The following is a 21179-nucleotide window of genomic DNA, read 5'->3' as shown; positions in this document are numbered from 1 at the left end:
AGGTTATGACGGCGACGCACGCGGAACGTTCGGCCTGTATGCGCGTTTGCCCTCAGCGCCGCGTTGCCAACTGCTGTGGTGCCAGGAAGGCGTCGCGGAAGTAATTACGCACAGCCTGCATGGCCGGGCTGAAGGCGCGCTCGCGGTGCCAGGCCAGGCCCACGCTCATGGGTGGCACCGGGTTGCTGATGGTCAACGTCTCGATGCGCTTGCCTTCCAGTGACCAGGGGCGGTGCACCAGGTCCGACAAAATCGCCACGCCGCTGCCATTGGCAACCATGCTGCGCACGGCCTCTACCGAGCTGGTCCGCACCCTTACGTTGGGGCGCTGGCCGGCTTGCTTCCAGTAACGCATGGCACTGTGCTCGGCTTCATCGACCGTCAGCAGAATGAAGGGCTCGCCTGCCACGTCTTCCAGGCTAACCGCCGAGCGTTCGCACAAGGGGTGCTGCCCGGGCAACCACAGCCTGCGCTCGGAGTTGAACAGGGTTTCAGAGACGATGTGCGGGTGGGTGAGGTTGGCCGTGAGTACGACGGCCATGTCGAAGCGGCCATCGAGCAGGCCGTGCTCGATGGCGCTGCGCTCCTGTTCGTAGAGCTCCAGGGTGACGTCGGGATGCCAGTGCTCCAGGCGCTGCAAGTGATGGGGCAAAAAGTAGCCAATGACGGTGTAGCTGGCCGCCAGGCGCAGCAAGCCGCTGGCGCGCCCATCCGGCAACGGGCTGTTGAGTGCATCGTCGACGCTGCGCAGAATCCCGTAGGCACGGTTGAGAAAGTGCCGCCCGGCCTCGGTCAGGCTCATGCCCTGGGCAGAGCGCTGAAACAGCAGGGCACCCAGTAGCGCCTCCAGTTCCTTGATGGCGGTGGTGATGGCGGACTGCGAGATATTGAGGTGGATGGCAGCCTGAGAGATCTGGCCGATTTCGGCGGTGGCCACAAAGTAGCGAACCTGACGCAAGGTAAGGGACAACGCTACACCTCCACGGGTATCTGATTTTCCGAAGATACCCCCTCTGTTTATAGATCTTCCCAAGGGGGTGGCAGGAATCTACCGTGGCAGGCATGCAGTCACAAGTGCCGGGAGGCAGGCTTATGCAGGTGGTGGACTTCAATTCCGACATGGGTGAAGGGTTCGGGCCCTGGACTATCGGCGACGGCGTGGACAACGAACTGATGACGCATATCAGCTCGGCCAATATCGCGACCGGCTTCCATGCCGGAGACCCAGGCACCATGCGCCGCACTGTTGCCCGGGCCAAGGCGCTTGGGGTGGCGGTTGGGGCGCACCCGGGGTTTCGCGACCTGGTTGGCTTTGGGCGCCGCCATATCAACGCCACGGCTCAGGAGCTGGTAGACGACATCCTCTACCAACTAGGGGCACTGCGTGAGATCGCCCGCGCCCAAGGCGTAAGCCTGCAGCACGTCAAGCCCCATGGGGCGCTGTACATGCACCTGGCACGGGACGAAGAAGCCGCGCGTTTACTGGTGCAGAACCTGCAGGCGGTCGAGCCAGCCCTGCTGCTGTACTGCATGCCGGGCTCGGCAATCTGCCGTATCGCTCAACAGCTCGGCCAGCCTGTGATTCGCGAGTTCTATGCCGACCGCGAGTACGATGCGAGCGGCTCGATCGTGTTCACACGCAATGTTCGGGCATTGCAACCTGCAGCCGTCGCCGAGCGCGTGGTGCGGGCCTGCCAGCAGGGTGTTGTGCGTACTGTCGAGGGCCAGGACCTGGCAATCGCATTCGATTCCATCTGCCTGCACAGCGACACGCCTGGGGCGTTGGACCTGGTTGAAGCTACCCGTGAGGCGCTGAGGGTCGCGGGCATCGAAGTGCGTGCGCCACGCTAGAAAACACGGCTAGCCGGCGCATACAAGCCGGAGCCTGCCACAGTTGCTTTTGCCTGCCTTTCTACAAAGACTCCAAAAAAGGAACAGTCATGGCCGAATCGCTCGCTTCAACCCCCGTCCGTTACAGCTTCGGCGCTGACGAGCACCTGTTCGCCGAAGTGAGCGACAGTATGTCGCTCGAGGCCTTTTTCAAAGGCATGGCCATCACCCGTGCGGTGGAGCGCCTTGACCTAGACGGTGTGCTGGACATCTGCCTGGCCAACGCCTCGTTCCAGATCCGCTTCGACCCGGACCGCATTGCACCGCAGGCCCTGCTGCAGGCCGTACAGGGCGCCGAGACCCAGGCGGTTGCCGAACGCTCGCTGCACACCCGCATCATCGAAATTCCGGTGCTGTACAACGACCCCTGGACCCACGAAACCCTGATGCGCTTTCGCGACCGCCATCAAGACCCAGACAGCACTGACCTCGAATACGCTGCCCGGATCAATGGCCTGCAAGGGGTGGATGCATTTATAGAGGCCCACAGCGGTGCGCCCTGGTTCGTGTCCATGGTCGGCTTTGTGGCGGGCCTGCCGTTCATGTTCCAGATGGTGGAGCGCGAGCGGCAATTACAGGTGCCGAAGTACCTGCGCCCGCGCACCGACACCCCCAGGCTTACCCTGGGCCACGGTGGCTGCTTCGGTTGCATCTATTCGGTACGTGGGGCAGGGGGTTATCAGATGTTTGGCGTCACGCCCGCACCCATCTATGACCCTCAGCAAGCGCTTGGCTATTTGAAGGAACACATGGTGTTTTTCCGCCCCGGTGACATCGTGCAGTTCAAACCCATGGACCGTGCCGCCTACGACCAGGCGGTGGCGGAGGTGGAGCAAGGGATTTTCGATTTGCGCATCCGCCCGGTGGCGTTCTCCCTGGATGCCTTTCTGGAAGACCCTGCGGGGTACCCCAAGTCGCTGCAGGAGGCACTGGCATGATCAAGGTTCTCGAACCCGGCCTGGCCAGCTCTGTGCAAGATCTGGGGCGCGAGGGGTTCTATCACCTAGGCATTCCACCGTCGGGCGCGCTTGACCAGTACGCCCTGCGAACCGCCAACCACCTGGTGGGCAACCCGGCTGGCGCCGCCTGCATCGAATGCGCGTTGGTGGGGCCTGAACTTGAGTTTGTACAGGATGCCTTGGTGGCAGTGTGTGGTGCGCAGATGGCCGTGCTGGTCGACGGCCGTGAGCAGCGCCCCGATACCTCATTCGCCGTGCGTGCCGGGCAGGTGCTGCGGTTTGGCTTCCCGACGGCGGGCGCCCGGGCGTACCTGGCAGTGGCCGGTGGCATCGATGTACCCGAAGTGCTGGGCAGCCGCTCCACTTACGCGTTGGGTGGCCTGGGCGGTTTTCAGGGGCGCAAGCTGATGGCCGGGGACGGCCTTGCGGTGGGCGTACCCAGCGGCAAGGGCCGCGTCAATGCCAGCCTGCCCATGGCCCTGCGCCAGGCGTTGGGGGGCGAGGTGGTGCTGCGGGTGGTGCCGGGGCTCTACTACCACCGGTTGACCGAGGCAGCGGCCCGCCGGTTTTTCACGGACGCCTGGACGGTAGGCTCCGAGGCTGACCGTATTGGCTACCGCTACAAAGGGGGCGGCGCTTTGGGCTTCGAGCCGCGGGAGCAGCCCTTCGGCGCAGGGTCTGACCCGTCCAACATCGTCGACAGCTGTTACCCCATCGGTTCGATCCAAGTGCCGGCAGGGCTGGAGCCCATCATTCTGCACCGCGATGCGGTGTCTGGCGGGGGCTATGCCATGATCGGCACGGTGATCAGTGCTGACCTGGACCTGGTGGGGCAGATGCAACCCAACCAACAGGCACGGTTTCTGGCTGTGACCATGGACCAGGCACTGGAAGCGCGCCGCGTGTACAAGAAACGTATCGGCTGCCTGGAGCGGTTGTTCGGTTGAGGCTGGCGGGCCGCGCTGCACTGCCTTGCCAGCCAGCCGGCTTTATGTGTTGAGTTAGCAGCGGGGCAATCTGTGGGAGCACCTGTCTTCCACAAGATCTCAAAGCTGGCGCAATCACTGTGGGAGCGGGTTTACCCGCGAACACCGGCGAAGCCGGTGCCAGTCACTGAGTCGGAGGCTTTGCGGCCAACACCTCACGCTTAATGGCGCTGATCGTTTTCCCGCCCTGGGCCGCCACTTCCTGAGCCTGCCCATCCCGCTGTTTACCTTGCCGCGCCAGGCCTTCGAGCTGGGGAATGAGCATGCCCTCCGGCAGATGCCGCCAGAACCGGCCTGGCATGTGCAAGCGCAGGGCATCCGGGTTGAGCCTGGCTGGGTTGAACGTGTGGCGATAATACGTACGCCACAGTTCGGCGCCTGGGTCTTCAGCATTGCGCGCCCACTGCTGCCATAGCGCAGGGCACTGCCTTTGATAATCGAACGCCTGGCCATCGAACCGAATGCCGTCCCGAGGTGTTGCGATCAACCAGCGCAAGCGCCCCAGCCGGTCTGCAAAATGCCCACTGGCGCTTTGCAGAATATCGTGTGCCGGCTCATGGAAGGCCACCAGGTCCAGTTGCAAAGGCCCCACCAATGATTCTGGCAGGGGTACGAAGCGCAGAAACGCATGCAGATGGTGCGCCTCGCGGCTTACCTGCTTGATACGCCGGTGCAGTTCACTGCCCAGGCGATCACCCGCCAGCATCGCGGTACGGTCGCCGTGGGCCACGCGCCACAGCACCTCGTACAGAAAATTCCAGCGTTGTTCCCCGTGATAACGGGAGGCCTGCTCCAGCTGGCCAAGCAAGGCAGCGGGGATGGATGCGCGGAACGGCCCTTGAACTTCAGGTAGCGCCACTGCCTCTGCCAGCAGATCAGCCACCGGGCCTTGGGACCAGGTGGCCTGTGAAGGATCGACGCCATGGCTCAACAGCATCCGCGCCTGCGAGCGCCAGGTGCTGAACAGGTTGTCGCAATCCAGCGCTATCACCCCCAGAGCCCCATTTGCACAGGTGCCTGCGGCTCACGAAGGCGGGCGCGCAACAGCCCGCTGCGCAATTCGGCCTGGGCTGGGCGGTAATCGCTGGTGACGATGAAGGGCCTGGCCTTGTCCAGCACACAGCGCAGCTGAATGAGGTCGTCGTAACGAATGCGCCGCTCTCGCCGCAGCGCCACCAAGCGTTGCACGCTGCGCAGGCCAATACCCGGGATGCGTGCCAGCAGGGCGGGTTCGGCACGGTTCACGTCCAACGGGAATACCTCCCGGTTAGCTAGGGCCCAAGCCAGCTTGGGGTCGATATCGAGGGCCAGGTTCCCGGCCTGGCCCAGCAGCTCCCCAGCCTTGTAACCATAACCGCGCAACAGGAAGTCAGCCTGGTACAGCCGATGCTCACGCAACAACGGCGGCGCCGCGAGCGGTACGCTGCCCGGGCTGTCGGGGATGGGGCTGAAGGCGGAATAGTACACACGCTTGAGCCCATAGCCTTGGTACAGCGATTCGGCATTGCGCAGCAAGGTGCTGTCATCGGTACTGTCTGCTCCCACGATAACCTGGGTGCTTTGACCGGCGGGCGTAAAGCGCGGTGCTTTCGGCTCGTTCGCCACCGCCTGCTGCCCCTGGTGGATCACCCCCATGGCCTGGCGAATGGTGTGCGCATGCTTTTCTGGCGCCAGGCGCTGGAGGCTTTCGTCCGTTGGCAGTTCGATATTCACACTCAGGCGGTCCGCCAGGCGGCCGGCTTCTTCAATCAGCAGTGGGTCGGCGTCGGGGATGGTCTTGAGGTGGATATAGCCGCGAAAGTTGTGTTCCTCGCGCAGCAGCCGCGCAACACGTATCAGCTGCTCCATGGTGTAGTCTGCGGAGCGAATGATGCCGGAACTCAGGAACAAGCCGCTGATGCAGTTGCGCCGGTAAAAATCCAGAGTAAGGCGTACCACCTCCTCGGGGCTGAAGCGTGCGCGGGGCACGTTGCTGGAGCGGCGGTTCACGCAGTATTGGCAGTCGTACAGGCAAAAATTGGTCAGCAATATTTTCAGCAGCGATACGCAGCGGCCGTCGGGCGTGTAGCTGTGGCAGATGCCCATGCCATTGGTTGCGCCAAGGCCGTCACCACCCCGCGAATTTCGCTTGGGCGCACCGCTGCTGGCGCAGGACGCATCGTATTTGGCGGCATCGGCAAGAATGCCGAGTTTGGCAATGAGTTGCATGGCGCTGACCCTTTATACTGACTATTCATACAGTATTTAGGGCCGGGGCGGATTGCAAGCGTCCTGACAGCCGCCTGTAAGAAATCCGACAAAATTGGTCAGAAACGGACGCTTTTCATCAAGAGCCGAATGCAGACACCCGTTCTCCACGCCCAATGCCGTAATACGTCAAGCCGGCGCTGGCCATGTGTTCGGGTTCGTACAGGTTGCGACCATCGAATACCACACGATCGGCCAGTTGCCCGGGTACTGTTTCAAGGTTGAGGACCCGATAGTCCTGCCACTCGGTGACGATCACCAACGCATCAGCGCCTGCTAACGCATGCTCCTTGCTGGCTGCCAAGGTGAGGTGGGGTTGAGCGCCGTACAACCGCTGGATCTCATCCATGGCCTGCGGGTCGTGTGCTTGTACACGGGCCCCTGCGGCCCACAGTGCCTCCAGCAGCACGCGGCTAGGTGCTTCGCGGATGTCATTGGTATTGGGTTTGAACGCCAGCCCCCATACCGCAAACACCTTGCCGCCAATACCTGCCGGATAATGTTGTTGAATCTTGGCAAAGAGCAGGCCTTTCTGCCGTTCATTCACCTGCTCAACAGCTTGCAGGATCTGCGGTTGCAAGCCTGCCTGCTCTGCACTGTGGCGCAAGGCCTGCAGGTCTTTCGGGAAACACGAACCGCCAAACCCGCAGCCCGCATAGATGAAATCGTAGCCGATACGCGAGTCAGAGCCTATGCCGCGCCGCACCATCTCGATGTCGGCACCCAGGTGCTCGGCCAGGCTGGCCATTTCGTTCATGAACGAAATTTTCGTGGCCAGCATGCAATTCGCCGCGTATTTGCTCATTTCGGCACTGCGTGCGTCCATCACCATCAGTTTTTCCCGGTTGCGGCTGAACGGCTGGTACAACTCGCGCAGCAGTGCAAGCGCGTTTGGCCCTGCACCGCCGATGATGATGCGCTCTGGGCGCATGCAGTCGTCTACCGCAGAGCCTTCCTTCAGGAACTCGGGGTTGCTTATCACCTGAAAGCGGCCGGCATCGCTCACGGCTTGCCCAATGCGCGCTTTGATGAGGTCTACCGTCCCGACCGGTACGGTGGATTTGTTGACGATCACCTTAGGCCCGACGGCGTGCTCGACGATGTTATCGACAACGCTGATTACCTGGGCCAAATCTGCGCTGCCGTCGGCCAGGGCAGGGGTGCCGACTGCAATGAACAGAACAGCAGCGTGGTGGGTAGCTTGGCCAGCATCGGCAGTAAACTGCAAGCGCCCGCATGCCAGGTTGTGCTGGAGCATGGCCGGCAGGCCTGGCTCGAACAGCGGGCAATTGCCTTGGGCGAGGGCTTGAACCCGGTCCGTATCCACATCCATGCACATTACCGTATGCCCAACCTGAGCAAGGCACACGGCCTGGGTAAGGCCAACGTATCCGGTACCGAACACCGACACTTTCATCTGACAGCCCCATGGCGAGAACACCGTCAGAACATGGCACAGCGTTGTTTACTTAATATGACCTGGGTGAGGCGGGTGCGAAGGGGCGCACTGATGGCGGCCAAAAGAAAGGGGCGCCTTATTGGCGCCCCCTGGGTGTTGCTCAGGCTTCAGCGTCCCATGGACGGTCGCCTTTTTCATCCTTGACGCGGGTTGGCAGGCCCATCACGTCAAGCGCCTTGAGGAACGGCTCTGCTGGTAGCTCTTCGACGTTGACCATGCGCTTGGCATCCCACTCCCCACGGGCCACCAGCAAGGCAGCGGCCACCGGCGGTACGCCTGCGGTGTAGGAAATGCCTTGGCTGTCGGTTTCGGCGTAGGCTTCTTCGTGGTCGGCCACGTTGTAGATGAAGACTTCCCGCGGCTGGCCATCCTTGGTGCCTTTGACCAGGTCACCGATGCAGGTCTTGCCGGTGTAGCCCGGGGCGAGCGAGGCCGGGTCTGGCAGCACGGCCTTGACCACCTTGAGCGGCACCACTTCGAGCCCTTCGGCGGTTTTGACGGGTTGCTCGCTGAGCAGGCCAAGGTTTTTCAGCACCGTGAACACATTGATGTAGTGCTCGCCGAAGCTCATCCAGAAACGCACGTTTGGCACGTCGAGGTTCTTCGAGATCGAGTGCACTTCGTCATGACCGGTCAGGTACAGGTTCTGCGAACCTACCACCGGCAGGTCGTCAGTGCGCTTGACTTCGAACATGGTGTTGCTGGTCCACTGGCTGTTCTGCCAGCTCCACACTTGCCCGGTGAACTCGCGGAAGTTGATTTCCGGGTCGAAGTTGGTGGCGAAGTACTTGCCATGCGAACCGGCATTGACGTCGAGAATGTCGATCGAGTCGATGCGGTCGAAGTATTGCTGCTGCGCCAGCTTGGCGTAGCTGTTCACCACACCCGGGTCGAAACCGACGCCGAGAATGGCTGTAATGTTCTTGGCCTGGCACTCTTCGAGGTGTTTCCACTCGTAGTTGCCGTACCACGGCGGGGTTTCGCAGATCTTGCCCGGCTCTTCGTGGATGGCGGTGTCCAGATAGGCCACACCCGTATCGATACAGGCACGCAGCACCGACATGTTGAGGAAGGCTGAGCCTACGTTGATCACGATCTGCGATTCGGTCTCGCGGATCAGGGCCTTGGTGGCCTCGACATCGAGGGCATTGAGCGAGAAGGCCTGGATGTCGGCGGGTACCTTGAGGCTACCCTTGGCCTTGACGCTGTCGATGATGGCCTGGCATTTGGAGATGTTCCGTGACGCGATGGCAATACGACCCAGTTCGTCGTTATGCTGCGCGCACTTGTGGGCCACCACCTTGGCGACACCTCCTGCACCAATGATAAGAACGTTCTTCTTCAATTTACCTGTTGCTCCTTACTCGCTGTGCCCGTCTTACGACAGGCTGGAAACGTAATCTTCAAAACCGAACTCGCGTACGACCTCGACGCTGCCGTCGAGTTGTTTGACCGCGATGGATGGCATTTTCAGGCCGTTGAACCAGTTCTTCTTGACCATGGTGTAGCCCGCCGCGTCGACGAACGACAGACGGTCGCCGATGGCCAATGGGCGGTCGAACTGGTACTCGCCAAAGATATCGCCGGCCAGGCATGACTTGCCGCAAACCATGTAGGTGTGCTCGCCGTCGTTGGGCGCCATCTTGGCATTGAGGCGGTAGATCAGCAGGTCGAGCATGTGTGCTTCGATCGAGCTGTCGACCACGGCGAGGTGCTTGCCGTTGTACAAGGTGTCGAGCACAGTCACTTCCAGCGAGGCGCTCTGGGTGATCGCGGCCTCACCCGGCTCCAGGTAGACCTGTACACCGTAGGTTTCCGAGAACGCTTTCAGGCGTGCGCAAAACGCGTCCAGTGCATAGCCTTCACCGGTGAAGTGCACGCCGCCGCCCAGGCTCACCCACTGCACTTTGTGCAACAGGTGGCCGAAGCGTTGTTCGATGTGCGACAGCATCTTGTCGAACAGGCTGAAGTCGCCGTTCTCGCAGTTGTTGTGGAACATGAAGCCGGAGACCTGCTCGATCACCTGCTCGATCTTCGCCGGGTCCCATTCGCCCAGGCGGCTGAACGGGCGAGCCGGGTCGGCCAGCGCGTAGTCGGAACTGCTCACCTGCGGGTTCACGCGAAGCCCGCGCACCTTGCCTTCGGACTGAGCAGCAAAACGCTGCAGCTGGCCGATGGAGTTGAAGATGATCTTGTCGCAGTTCTCCAGCATTTCCTCTACTTCGTCGTCTGCCCACGCCACGCTGTAGGCGTGTGTTTCGCCGGCGAACTTCTGGCGCCCGAGCTTGAGCTCGTAAAGCGACGAAGAGGTGGTGCCGTCCATGTACTGTTGCATCAGGTCGAACACCGACCAGGTCGCAAAGCACTTGAGGGCCAGCAGCGCCTTGGCACCGGAGTGTTCGCGCACGTAGGCGATCTTCTCCATGTTGCCGAGCAGCTTGGTTTTGTCGATGAGGTAGTACGGCGTTTTGATCATTTAGAGGCCCCCGGCCAGGCCGGCCAAAAAAAGGACACGCATTGTGCCTTCACTTGCTGCAGACCGAAAGGGTGCAATCGCATTTCGTCCGGGTATGGCCAGTGCGAAGGAATTTTTTGGCTGACAGCGGGCTCAGTAAAACAACTGGATATGACGATCTCAATCGTCCCAAGCCTGCAGTCAGGAGAAACCGATGAGTCACGTATACAAGGCAGGTGACAAGGTGCAGTGGAATTCTGAAGCCGGCACCATCCACGGTACCGTGGTCAAAGTGCATACCCAGGATGTGGAGTTCTGCGGGCTCCAGCGCCACTGCTCCAAGGACGAGCCGCAATACGAGGTCAAGAGTGACAAGACCGGGCACCTGGCCATGCACAAGGAACAGGCGCTAAAGAAGGGGTGAAACACAGGTTACTGCGTTGCTGCTCAGTTGCCCGTGCTTGCCACGGGCTTTTTTATCACTGAGGCCGGGTTGAAGCAGCCCAGGCCTGTATCTGCGCCAGCGTGGCTGTGGCGCCGCCGCATACCACTATCAGTACAGTGCGATACGCGGCCAGCGCCTGGGTGCTGTAGGCGAGCGCCAGGGCGGCACCGCAGGCCGGCTCCACCAGCAGGCGATGGTCGTGCAAGAACTGTTGGCAGGCTTGCACGGCTTGGTGGTCGCTGACCAACTGGCTGACAACGGGATGCTGCCGGGTGCTGGCCAGCGCCTGATCGGCCACCCGCTTCGCGCCCAGGCTCGTGGCGATAGAGGTGAGCTGCTGTAACTCCACGGAGTGGCCGGCGCGCATGGCGGCATGCAGCGACGCCGCGCCTTCGGTTTCTACGGCCACTACAGGCACATCCACCCACCCATTGCGCTGCAGCCCCTCGACCACCCCGCTCAACAGCCCGCCGCCGCCCACCGAAAGCACCACGGCATCAGGTTTCAAGCCGGTTTGCGCCACCTCATCCACCAGGCTGGCATGGCCGGCCCACAGCAAGGGGTCATCGAACGGGTGAATGAAAGCCGCATCGGCGCTTACCAACGTTTGCGCCAAGGCATTGGCCTCGTGCCAGGCGCTGCCGTGGACGATCACCTCGGCGTCTTCCTGGCGCAGCAGTTCCCTCGCCCGCGCGGTGGTGGTCTCTGGCACCACCACGGTCACCGGCACGCCCAGCTTGCGCCCCGCAAAAGCCACCGCCAGGCCTGCATTGCCCCCAGACGATGACACGAAGCGACGGGCCCCCCGGGCGTGGTGCACTTCGCAGGCATGGCCCACGCCGCGCAGCTTGAACGAGCCGCTGGGTTGCAGGGCGTCGAGTTTCAGCCACACGTTGCTGCCGCAGGCCTGGGACAACGGGCGCGATTCGATCAAAGGGGTCGGGATGTGCAAGGTCACTGGCTGGCTCCGCGCAGTTGTTCGAGGTAGTTGTAGATGGTGTAGCGGGTCACACCCAGGGCGGCGGCGGCTTTTTCCACGCCGCCTTTGACGATGAACAGCCCGCGCTCCTGCATCACCCGCACGGCGTCGACCTTGGCTTGTTTGGTCATGCGGCCTTGGCCGCTGCGCTGCAGTGCGGCCTGCATTATGTCGGCCATCAACACCTCGATGTCCGCGGCCTCCTGAGTGACGGGCACCGCGCCCAGTGGCTGGAACTGCTGCAGAAACGCCATGGCGGCGTCCAGGCCGGTGACGTCGGTGTTGATGCACAGGCTGGCAAATGCCTGGCCATTGCTGTCACGAAAAATGGCTGTCGCGCTTCGCAGGCTTCGACCCTTCAGTTGCGTCGGGTAGTCCGGCAGCACGATGGGCTCACTGCCGCGCTGGTCGGCCGTAGCCTGCATCAGCGCCTTGAAACCCTGGTCCTGCTCGGGGGCTGCCAGGATAGGGCTGCCGATGCGACGGCCAGACAAGTGACCGTTGACGATTGCAATGACGGATTGCTCCGGTTGCTCGAGGTCATGCAGGAGAATTTCCATGTTCCGGGCAGCGACGCTCCCCATGGCCTGCAAGGCGGCCTTGAGCACGGTCAGGGTGATGCGGCGTTCGTCTTCAGGTGCGAGGGGCATTGGTTTCACGCAGGTCAACAATCTGTGCATATTTACACAAAATGTTGACCTGCGCGATAGCCGTTTGGGTAACGGTTGCCAGAGGCTCAGCCAAGCGGGGGCGTGCGAGGCGGAATCATGCGGCGGAGCCCGGTAGCTTCGAACGCAGCGCCGTAGGTCAACAGCGCATTGTCGCTGTAGGCGCGCCCGGCGAACGTCAGGCCCACGGGCATACCTATATCAGCCATCACGCCCATTGGCACGGTCACGGTGGGGATGCCCAGGTGACGGATAGCCAGGTTGCCGTTGGCGACCCAGACGCCGTTGCTCCAGGCGACGTCCGCTGACGCCAGGTTAACGTCGGCATCCGCCGGGCCCACGTCTGCCACGGTTGGGAACAGGACCGCATCCAGGCCAAGATTGTCCATCCAGTCTTCAAGGTCCAGCTTGCGGGTTTTCTCCAGGCCCCGCAGGCCGTCTGGCAAGGTGTCGATCTGGTCCCAGGTTTTAAGGCCGCGCTCGGCCATGACGACGTATTGGTCCATGCCCGCCGCCAGGTCATCCTCACGGTTGGGCAGGGTGCCCGGGTCGTGCGGGAAGATCTGCGGGCCATCTACGTCGGCCAGGCGATTCAGTGCGGGGTCGTCGTTGGCGCGCAGGAAATCATCGAACGCCCACCCCGACAGTTCCCACAGTTCGTCGTGCAAGAATGCCTGGCTGACGATGCCCCGGTTGTACACGGTGGGTGCCCCTGGCCGATCGCCCTCGCAATTGGACACCAGCGGGAAATCCACCTCGACCACCTCGGCACCCGCAGCCTCCAGGGCTTTGCGGGCTTGCTGCCACAGCGCGATGACGCTGGCGCGGGTGTGGATGCGTTGGCCGGTCGGGCCGCCAATGCCGGGCTTCTCCGAGGTGCCTGCCTGTTCATCGGCATTGATGTACATGCGCGGTACACCAAAGCGCTTGCCCTTGAGTGCATCGGCCTTGGCGGCCAGCGCCGGGTACGAGGCTGGGCGCACCTCGGATGGGGCCGGAATGGGCACCCAAGGTTGTAGGCGCCACAGGTCGCCACGACGGTCGGCGTCGTCGGCTACCACTACGTCAAGGATTTCCAGCAAGTCGGCCATTGTCCGTGCGTAAGGCACCACCACATCCATGGTCGGGGTGAGCGGCCAGTTGCCCCGCACCGAGATGACGCCTCGCGAAGGGGTATAAGCGCACAGTCCGTTGTTGGACGCAGGCCCTCGGCCGCTGGACCAGGTTTCTTCGGCCAGCCCGAAGGCGCTGAAACTGGCTGCAGTAGCAGTACCGGCACCGTTCGACGAGCCCGATGCAAACGGGGCGGTCAGGTAGTCGGCATTGTACGGGCTCTCGGCCCGGCCGTAGACGCCACGCTGCATTCCGCCGTTGGCCATGGGCGGCATGTTGGTCTTGCCCAGGCAAATGGCGCCGGCAGCGCGCAGGCGCTCGATGGTAAAGGCGTCGCGTTGTGCTACCAGGTGCTTGAAGGCCGGGCTGCCAGACGCCGCCGTCAGGCCTTTTACCAAATAGCTGTCTTTGGCGGTGTATGGGATGCCGTCGAGCGGGCCAAGCAGCTTGCCCTGCGCACGCCGGGCGTCCGAGGCCTCCGCCTCCGCCAGGGCCTGCGGGTTGCGCACTACCACGGCGTTGAGGGCAGTGGCGGTGTCTGCGCCATCGTATGCCTCGATACGCGCCAGGTAGGCCTTGACCAATTCGACTGCTGTCGTGCGGCCCGCTTCGAGCGCCTCGCGCAGTGCGGCAATGGAAACCTCGGTTACCTCGATCATGCGTTCACCAAAAATGCGGGTTGGGGCTAGTGCGGGGAGTGTACAAGAAGGGGTTCACGGGCGCAGGTTTGCGCAGGGGCAAATGGGTGCGTGCAGGGGGGCATTGTTGTTGGGGCCTCGGTTGAGGGCGGTATTGGGCATTGATGTCCCCGCCGGTAGCGGCAGAAGGTGATTCAATCTTCAATTTTGATGCCGTTGACACGGATGACAGGTTTGCGTTTTTTAGCGAAGCCGCAGAGTACATCGTTGTCATGGGGGAATGAGGCGTAGGGGACGTTGTATTGGAGCCAAGCTTCCGAACTGCAAGATACAGCACATAAAAAATGCACAGTCAGTCTTAAGGGTATAATTATCGGCGCCCAGAGCCAGTCACGTGGTTCGCGCAACTCAGCTTTAAAGTCTGCCAGCCATTGTCGAAACGGCATAAGTGCCGATGATTGTCTGCTTGACAGCGCAGGTGATGGGGCGGGGGCAGGTAAACCTTCAAGACCATTCGACATATAACGGTTGATATACTGCCAGAGCTCAATGGCCGATCGTTTCCCCTCAAATCCGCCGCTGTTTCCGCAGGCCAGGCACACCTCTGACGGTGGAACTGTCGAGTAATCGACCCCCACCAGATAGAGAGGATGCCGCGACGTGTAGCTGTACGGCGTCACAACGGGGATTAGGCCTGCAATGGCTTCGATGTTTTCCCAGTCGAGTACTAGCAATCCACTTTTACGTTTGGGGTGGGTGTAATAAATTTTTCGGGTAATACGGTTGATACGTATAAATGTGCCACGACAGCGGTGCGCTCCGCTAGCTAAGTAGAAAGCCAGTGCGAAACATGGCAGGGCTGGACTCCAAGCTATGATTGCGAACAAAATTTCCCAATCGTTCCAGAACACCGCAGAGTAGCTCATTGACATGAGCATGGAAATGACTATCGAAACCCCCATGAAGCCAGCAGTGTGCGCGTTCGTCAGGTTTCCGTAGGTGTCGAGCTCAATGCACGTCTCATTGGCTCGTCTAATGCCGTCAGGTTGTGCTCCCGAAGAGAGATCTATTGTCTTATCAAGCGTCGTTCCGCCGAATCGAAAACGAGCGGGGAGCCGTTTTATTTTCATGTTCATTTAGGTGCTTCGACGACGTTTAACAGGGCTAGGTTAGGCGGGACTGATGCCACAGAGTCTAACTTCAATTGAAGAGGGGTGGGCGCCTCGGGTTGACTTAACCTGAGATTAGGATGCTTTAAGTCTGGAATTAACAAATACTCGAAAAAAGCCTCGGCGGATTGATGCAATTGCACACTCCATCCGGATAAGGTGCCTTCATGATAAATAGGTGTCACAAGACATTCTCGTTCGTGATCGAAAGCGCTGGTCAGATTGTTGTGTATTCGAGGGCCTGCGACCTGTGTGAGAGGCTGTTTATTTCTCATGAAAGTTAATCGCGCCTGGAAAAAGTATTCAGATTCTTTTTTCACGAAAGGCAACTGGTAAAGGATACGTAGCGTACCTATCCTAAAGCCTGCCTTGTGCTCCCAAAATACTGACAGGCGTGGCTGATAATATAACCTTTGAACTACTTCAATTTCTTGTCTGTAGGTGTAAGTTTTGTAGTTTATTCCCCAGTTGCTATGCTTCAGCCAGGTGTCAATCGGACCATGTTTCGTAGCATCTACGCCAGCCATGAAAGCTATTCCCACCCCTAGCGCGATTAGGGCTAACACGGACCAGCCCAGCGATGTCAGTCCAAGCACGGCGACTTTTGTACCTAATGCCATACTGGCGGCGGCAGCGGATCCGCCGGCCCACGTCGCAAGCGCAATCACTCCACCTGACAAAGCTGACCCCAAGTACATCACCGCCTGGTCCGAGTTGCTCTCCCGAAGCGCGTATATGCTTCGTGCTGCGTCAGTAATAGAAACTAGTCCGGCTCCGACAGCGCCCAGCATTGCAGTCCCGGACCGGCTTGAAATCAGTCGCATTCCTTTCGGTAAAAGGCTTTTTTTGTCCGCCACGCTTCTAAGTGATGTCATGGCGGCTGCAAACTCAATGCTGGCTCCTGCGAGGGTAAGGGTTGCTCCTGCTAAATCTCCGTATGCAAGTAATGGTGCTTTATTATTTTTTAGCCCTCTGATACCGCTTGCGAACCCGATTATTGCCAAATATCCTCCCAGCCCTGATAGCGCCGGCCCCAAGGCAGACCTCAGAGCTGAGCACGCATTTATGAATATATTACTAGTGGAGTGATTTTGATGTATCAATGATCTTACATCCTGGCCTGGTACTTCTTTGTAGGTGGTGTCACCCACCTTGATCCACTCATATACCTTCACCCGAGCCGTAAAATCGACCCGGCCCACCTTCGGCTCAGGCAGATCCCATGTTTTCAGGTACTCACTCCCCGGCGCCTGGTTCAGCTGAAACTCCCGAGCCTGCTTCACCATTTCTGCAAGGCTGATCTCATGCAGCACGATGGTTGCGCTGAAGCGGACCTCAACTACGTGCCGCAGGCGCCGAACCAGCACATCTGCCGGGTGGCTGGCAGGCAGCGCCTGCAGCAGACCGATCAGGGCGTTGGTGGCAGGGGTTGCTGCATAGTCGTCCACGTACTGATCCAGTACCGTCAGCGTGTCCTTGACGATCTCGCCGCCTTTGTCTCTGATTCTGTCCGCCAGCAGTTGGCTCCCATTGCTGATGGCAAGCCAGAAAGGGCTGGTGTCGGGCGGCATCATCACTGCGTCGTTGAGTTGCTGCTGGCCTTCGCCCGAGTGAACCAGGCCACCTAGGATGTCGAACACCACGGCTTCATATGCGTCAGCTACCGCTTTGACGTTTAGGTCGAAGGTGCTCAACGCCAGGCTTAATAGCTGACCTGGCTGGAGGGTCCGAACCCAGGCGATGATGTCCATCACCTGTTTTCGGATGGTGGTGTCGTATTCAGCCAACTCCTTGGCGTACCACGTGGGAAAGCGCATTGCGCCGTTGTAGTCCAACAGCTTGCGCTGGCGATTCAGCGCGCCGGCGATATCAGGGTTGGTGCTCGCTGTTTGTTCTGCGCTATGGAAGTAACCGGCAATGAACTTGGCACTTTGCAGGCGATGGGCGTGCTGGCCGGCGAAGCGGGTTTTCCGCTCAACGCTTAGTGTTACCAGGTGGTGCAATTCGCTGACCACGCCGACCGGATCGTGCAGCGCCACCCCCAGTGGGCTGACCCCCGGGCGCGGCCCCAGGTTGCGTACCAGGTTGCGCAGCGACTGGCCGTACCGGGCAGCAAAATCCGGCCGGACTGAGGCGCCGGAAAACGTCGTGAATATGCCGGTTGTACCGATGTTCTGCAGTTCAGGCAGTACATTGCCTGCGTAAGCAGAATCGAATACGTGTGGTTGCTGAGGCGGCTCGGCGGGCTTGACTTGTGTTGTCAGCTGGCTGCGCAGTCCGCCCTGGTCTTGCTCGATCTGCCACAGAGTGGCATGGCTGAGCAGTGTTTCACTGACCAGCAGGTAGACCGTATCGGCAATGTGGGTTTCTGGCGCAAGTACGGTATGCGAGGCGCGTGACTCATCGGGGCGTGCACAGCTGCCTGGGATGTCGCTGTTGTAGTCGTAGACTGTCCACCACAGGTGCGCAAAGCGGAAGTCTTCCGTCACCCGATAATGGCGTGTCTTCATACGCCCGTGCTGAAAATAGAACAGGTAGACATAGCTACCGGGGCGCAGCAGCCTCAGGCCGTATGGCTTTGCCGAATGCAGGCGCGGATAGTGGTCCACGCTCAATGTCTGGAAAACCTCCCTGTCCAGGGGTTGATCGACAACTCCGTAGCGAACGGGGTACAAGGGAATCCCCCGCTCGCAGGGAGGTGGTGCAATCGCCTGGCCTACCCGGGGGGCGCTCGGGTGGGGTGGTTGTAGCGCGAGAACAGGGTGGTGGGCCATCAAGCCGTTTCCTTGATCCGTGGGGTGGAGATTTCTCGCAGCCGCCCGAGGATCTCGACTCCCCGCTGGCGCCCTTGTCGTTCAGTGTCACGCAACAGGCCTTGGATCTTTCGATCCTCGATGAAAGGTTCAACGGGGTAGAAGAGGCGCAGTTGCAGGTAGTACATGCGCTCATCTTCAAACTCAAACCTGAAGTACCTGCCTTCTTCGTCAAGCGTGGCGAGGTACTCGCGCATCTCATCGGCCGTACGATCGCCGGCAATCTTCTGCAGGTATCCACTCAGCAGGTACTCGGCGCGGCGCATGAACAAGGCGTGCGAGGCGCTGTTGAGGGCTGCCTCCTCTGTGCTGGTCAATGCCACCGGGGGTGGGGGAGAAAGGCCCGGTGCAGTCGCCTGCGCAATGCTCTGTTGCAGCCAGGTGTGCGCAGCCAAGCCACCGTGCCAGATCATCTGGCGGATCGGGCTGAACAGTCGCTGCAACGTGGTTTGCGGCAAGGCCTCGCACAGCTCTTCGAGCTTGCGCAGGTTTTGCCAGCGGAACATGAGCGTATTGCCGTCTGCCGAACGCAGGTGCTTCACGTGCTGAAGTTGTTGCAACAGGGGGGTGTGATGATCTGGCCCCAGCAGCAGCAAACCAGTCTGGTCCGGCCCCCAACAGGCAATAAATTGCTCGAAGAGTGCGCAGTTGAGGCGCGCCAACAAAGGGCCTGCCTGGTAACCGCGGCCTGAGTACTCGTGCTGGGTACCTCGCCACACCCAATGGTGCCCGCCAGGTGGGGACAGCGAACGGATGGTATCCGCCAGTGCTGGGATATCGTTACCGTTCAACAGCAACCATGCAGTGTCAGCTTCCGACAGAGGCCAATTGGGTTGTGGTACTACTTTTACGTGCTGCCTTGGCCAGCCCGCTTTTACATACGCTTCGTCCATCATGCGCCCACCTTGCGGCAAGGGCAGGGGGTGCGGGTGCAACTGCCATCACTGCGCATACCGCATGCGAGGTCCAGGTCGGCACCTGGAGCAGGCGTACCTGATGCAGGGTGAACGCTGCCATCACCTTTGGGCAACGTGTCAATCGGGGCTTCGATGTGCAGCGCGACCCCTTTGAGCGTGATACCGCTGTCGTTGATGAGGAGGGTGCCCCCCGCGCTTTCCAGCAGGATCTCGTCTTGCATCCTTACCAGAAGACGCCTGGCATCCTGCTGAATGTCCTGCCCCGCAACCAAGTGCACAGACCCCTGCACGGTGGTCTGCTGATGACCGCCTACCTGATGCAGATGATTCACAGCAGTACGGTCGTGGCGATTATTGCCAACTTCCAGCATGTGGTCCTTACCAACCCTAATCACCCGATTGCGTTTGCCGTCGATAAAGGCATCTCGGCCAATGGTTACCCGCTCGTCGTTGCCCACCGACTCACTGCGGTCGTTGCCGATGACGATGGACTCATCATGTTCAACCTGTTCCTCACGGTTATTACCTATGCGGGTTGTCTCGTCGTGCTTGACGATATTGTTCTGATCCCGCTGAGCATGGATGAACACTTCTTCCTGACCCAGCTCATCCTCGAACCGCATTTCGTTAAAGCCGTCACCCTTGTGCGTCTGGCTTTTGATGGTCATGCGGGTTTTGTGCTTGGGCAGGTCATAGGGCGGCAGTTGGTTGCCGCAGTAGGTACGCCCGGTGATCAGGGGTTGGTCCGGGTCGGCATTGACGTACTGCACCACCACATCCTGGCCAATACGTGGAATGGCCATCGAGCCCCAACTCCCCCCGGCCCAGCCTTGGGACACACGTATCCAGCAGGAGCTGAACTCGTTGTCCTCGCTCTCGCGGTCCCATGGAAAGCTGACTTTCACGCGGCCCCATTCGTCGCAATAGATTTCTTCGCCTTTGGGGCCTACTACTGTCGCCATGTGCGGGCCGTCAATGCGCGGTTTGGGCAAGGGCGCCGGCCGCCATTCGCTTCTGCCGGGTACCAGCACGGCCTGCTGTTCGTAACAGGTGCCTTGTTGAGCCCCGGCCGCTTCGTCCTCCAGGCTGGTCAGTTGTGCCCCTTCATGATGAATGCGGGTGACCCGCCAGTGCATGTTCAGGTTCTCTCGCGGATGCTCGGTCAGGGTAAAGCTCAAGCCTGGCTGGATCCGTACATCGTCACCCGCCACTTCAGCGATACGGGCGTCATGGCGTAATGCAGTGATCCGGGTTGCGGTAAACGGTTTGCCGACTGCATCGCGCTTGTAGCGGCCCGGGTAGTCGAAGCGTTCGTACTGAGTGGATTGGTGCTTCAGGTCGGTGCCGTATTCAAGGTGCTCCTGGCGGTAGGCAGGGTGGGTGAACGTGTAGTCTCGCTGCACCTGGCGGGCGGGGCGTACCTGCTCGCTGTAACGAAGATGGTGCAGGCAGGGGCTGGCTTGATCGCCACCGCTGTTGCTGTGGTACAAAACCTCGTAGGGTTTTTTATCCGACGGCTCCTGGTAGCGTGTATCAGCTTCATCAGTTTTGAGTACACCCTGACTGATAAGACCGAAGGCCAGCACCCTGTCGCTGATCAGCAGCTTATGGGTTGTAGCCGTGTGTTCGAAGCGATAAACGAAGCCTTCTTCGGCGGCGAGGCGGGCGATGAAGTCCAGGTCGGTTTCACCCGCCTGGACGCAGAACTCCCGCGCCAGATGCTGGTCGACGGACTTGAACTCGTAAGCCGTAATGCCCTGGCGGCTGAGCATGATCTCGATGATCTGCGGCACAGTTTTTTGCTGGAATATCCGCCAGTTGGACCGCAGCGCAGCACGGGCCAGGGTAGGCTCCACCAATGCGCGGTACCGGGTACGGTAGAAACCCGTCTCACTCTGGCTGAAGCTGCTGACCAAGCCATGCACATGACGCAGTGCCCGTTCCCCTTGCCACAGGGTAAACAGCACCGGCTTGTCGAGCAATTGCCCGAAATCCACATCATCTTCGAAGCTGACCAGTTCGAGTTTCAGTTGAAAGGGGGTGCTGATAGCCTCGTCCAACTCAAATGAAACCACCTCGAACTCACTACGCCCTTGCAGCGCTTGAAAGCTGTAACTCAAATCACTGTGCTTTGGCATGGCCACTCCAAGGGTATTAGTTTTAAAGAGCCCGATGAATCTTATATTGAGCTCTACGGATAACCGGAGAATGTTTGTAGGAAGCTTCTGATATTGCGCGACGTTAGGAATTTTTTGTAGGAAGTTAGTGTAGGAACTTTCCTGATATAAAAATCAACCCGCCTGTTCGCGTCATGTGCTTTTAACGATGCACTTTTCGTAGCGCTTATGGCGAGCGATAAAATGTAAATCAATATTTTCTTGAATAAGGGTTTCTGGCGTACTAGTGTTAGGCAGCAAGGCGCGGCGACAGATGGCGCGTGC

General features: G+C 60.2%; 17 protein-coding genes. 4 read left to right on the top strand and 13 right to left on the bottom strand.

Annotated features, from left to right (window positions below; genetic code table 11):
- Positions 1 to 52: 52 nt before the first annotated feature.
- Positions 53 to 970: a LysR family transcriptional regulator gene (locus IAE38_RS01410; RefSeq protein WP_201215426.1), complete on the bottom strand. Its 918-nt coding sequence runs from the start codon at positions 968 to 970 to the stop codon at positions 53 to 55.
- 122 nt (positions 971 to 1092) lie between these two features.
- Here IAE38_RS01410 and IAE38_RS01405 point away from each other — a divergent pair, with 122 nt between their 5' ends.
- The 3 genes from IAE38_RS01405 to IAE38_RS01395 all read left to right on the top strand — a co-directional run bounded on the left by IAE38_RS01405 (position 1093) and on the right by IAE38_RS01395 (position 3796).
- Entirely contained in the window at positions 1093 to 1851 is a 759-nt protein-coding gene (locus IAE38_RS01405) for a 5-oxoprolinase subunit PxpA (protein WP_201163503.1), read from the top strand.
- Positions 1852 to 1940: 89 nt separating this feature from the next.
- Complete coding sequence (locus tag IAE38_RS01400) at positions 1941 to 2828, top strand: 5-oxoprolinase subunit B family protein (protein WP_201163502.1); 888 nt, start codon at positions 1941 to 1943, stop codon at positions 2826 to 2828.
- A complete protein-coding gene (locus tag IAE38_RS01395; RefSeq protein ID WP_201215425.1) occupies positions 2825 to 3796 on the top strand; it encodes a biotin-dependent carboxyltransferase family protein in 972 nt (323 codons plus the stop codon). Before IAE38_RS01400 ends, IAE38_RS01395 begins: the two co-directional genes overlap by 4 nt.
- 163 nt (positions 3797 to 3959) lie before the next feature.
- Here IAE38_RS01395 and IAE38_RS01390 read toward each other — a convergent pair whose 3' ends face one another.
- From IAE38_RS01390 to nspC, 5 genes are all read right to left on the bottom strand, one after another.
- Positions 3960 to 4832, bottom strand: a complete 873-nt coding sequence (locus IAE38_RS01390) for a TIGR03915 family putative DNA repair protein (RefSeq protein WP_201163529.1) — start codon at positions 4830 to 4832, stop codon at positions 3960 to 3962.
- Positions 4823 to 6043 carry a putative DNA modification/repair radical SAM protein gene (locus IAE38_RS01385; RefSeq protein WP_028634179.1) on the bottom strand — a complete coding sequence of 407 codons (1221 nt, stop codon included), beginning with the start codon at positions 6041 to 6043 and terminating at the stop codon, positions 4823 to 4825. The genes IAE38_RS01390 and IAE38_RS01385 overlap by 10 nt, the downstream gene beginning before the upstream one ends.
- Positions 6044 to 6161: 118 nt before the next feature.
- Positions 6162 to 7499 (bottom strand): UDP-glucose dehydrogenase family protein, encoded by a 1338-nt coding sequence (locus tag IAE38_RS01380; protein WP_201215424.1) that lies wholly within the window; start codon positions 7497 to 7499, stop codon positions 6162 to 6164.
- A 142-nt stretch (positions 7500 to 7641) separates the two neighbouring features.
- Positions 7642 to 8886, bottom strand: a complete 1245-nt coding sequence (locus tag IAE38_RS01375; protein ID WP_060483341.1) for a saccharopine dehydrogenase family protein — start codon at positions 8884 to 8886, stop codon at positions 7642 to 7644.
- A gap of 33 nt (positions 8887 to 8919) precedes the next feature.
- Positions 8920 to 10017 carry a carboxynorspermidine decarboxylase gene (gene nspC, locus IAE38_RS01370; RefSeq protein WP_060483342.1) on the bottom strand — a complete coding sequence of 366 codons (1098 nt, stop codon included), beginning with the start codon at positions 10015 to 10017 and terminating at the stop codon, positions 8920 to 8922.
- 193 nt (positions 10018 to 10210) lie between these two features.
- Here nspC and IAE38_RS01365 point away from each other — a divergent pair, with 193 nt between their 5' ends.
- A complete protein-coding gene (locus tag IAE38_RS01365) occupies positions 10211 to 10420 on the top strand; it encodes a DUF2945 domain-containing protein (RefSeq protein ID WP_201215423.1) in 210 nt (69 codons plus the stop codon).
- Between the two features lie 55 nt (positions 10421 to 10475).
- Here IAE38_RS01365 and IAE38_RS01360 read toward each other — a convergent pair whose 3' ends face one another.
- The 7 genes from IAE38_RS01360 to IAE38_RS01330 form a co-directional block, all read right to left on the bottom strand.
- Positions 10476 to 11399, bottom strand: a complete 924-nt coding sequence (locus IAE38_RS01360; protein WP_201215422.1) for a pyridoxal-phosphate dependent enzyme — start codon at positions 11397 to 11399, stop codon at positions 10476 to 10478.
- Entirely contained in the window at positions 11396 to 12070 is a 675-nt protein-coding gene (locus tag IAE38_RS01355; protein ID WP_201215421.1) for a helix-turn-helix transcriptional regulator, read from the bottom strand. The genes IAE38_RS01360 and IAE38_RS01355 overlap by 4 nt, the downstream gene beginning before the upstream one ends.
- An 86-nt stretch (positions 12071 to 12156) precedes the next feature.
- Entirely contained in the window at positions 12157 to 13860 is a 1704-nt protein-coding gene (locus IAE38_RS01350) for an amidase (protein WP_201215420.1), read from the bottom strand.
- Positions 13861 to 14033: 173 nt separating this feature from the next.
- Positions 14034 to 14975 carry a DUF6708 domain-containing protein gene (locus IAE38_RS01345; protein ID WP_201215419.1) on the bottom strand — a complete coding sequence of 314 codons (942 nt, stop codon included), beginning with the start codon at positions 14973 to 14975 and terminating at the stop codon, positions 14034 to 14036.
- Complete coding sequence (locus IAE38_RS01340) at positions 14972 to 17782, bottom strand: toxin VasX (protein WP_328822882.1); 2811 nt, start codon at positions 17780 to 17782, stop codon at positions 14972 to 14974. Before IAE38_RS01340 ends, IAE38_RS01345 begins: the two co-directional genes overlap by 4 nt.
- Positions 17782 to 18717, bottom strand: a complete 936-nt coding sequence (locus tag IAE38_RS01335; protein ID WP_201215416.1) for a DUF4123 domain-containing protein — start codon at positions 18715 to 18717, stop codon at positions 17782 to 17784. Before IAE38_RS01335 ends, IAE38_RS01340 begins: the two co-directional genes overlap by 1 nt.
- On the bottom strand, positions 18714 to 20876 hold the full coding sequence (locus tag IAE38_RS01330; RefSeq protein WP_201215415.1) for a type VI secretion system Vgr family protein: 2163 nt from the start codon (positions 20874 to 20876) through the stop codon (positions 18714 to 18716). Before IAE38_RS01330 ends, IAE38_RS01335 begins: the two co-directional genes overlap by 4 nt.
- Positions 20877 to 21179 lie beyond the last annotated feature (303 nt).

Origin of the sequence: Pseudomonas sp. S32 (genome assembly GCF_016648095.1) — a bacterium.
Classification (GTDB): domain Bacteria; phylum Pseudomonadota; class Gammaproteobacteria; order Pseudomonadales; family Pseudomonadaceae; genus Aquipseudomonas; species Aquipseudomonas parafulva.
This window is presented reverse-complemented; position numbering and strand designations above follow the sequence as displayed.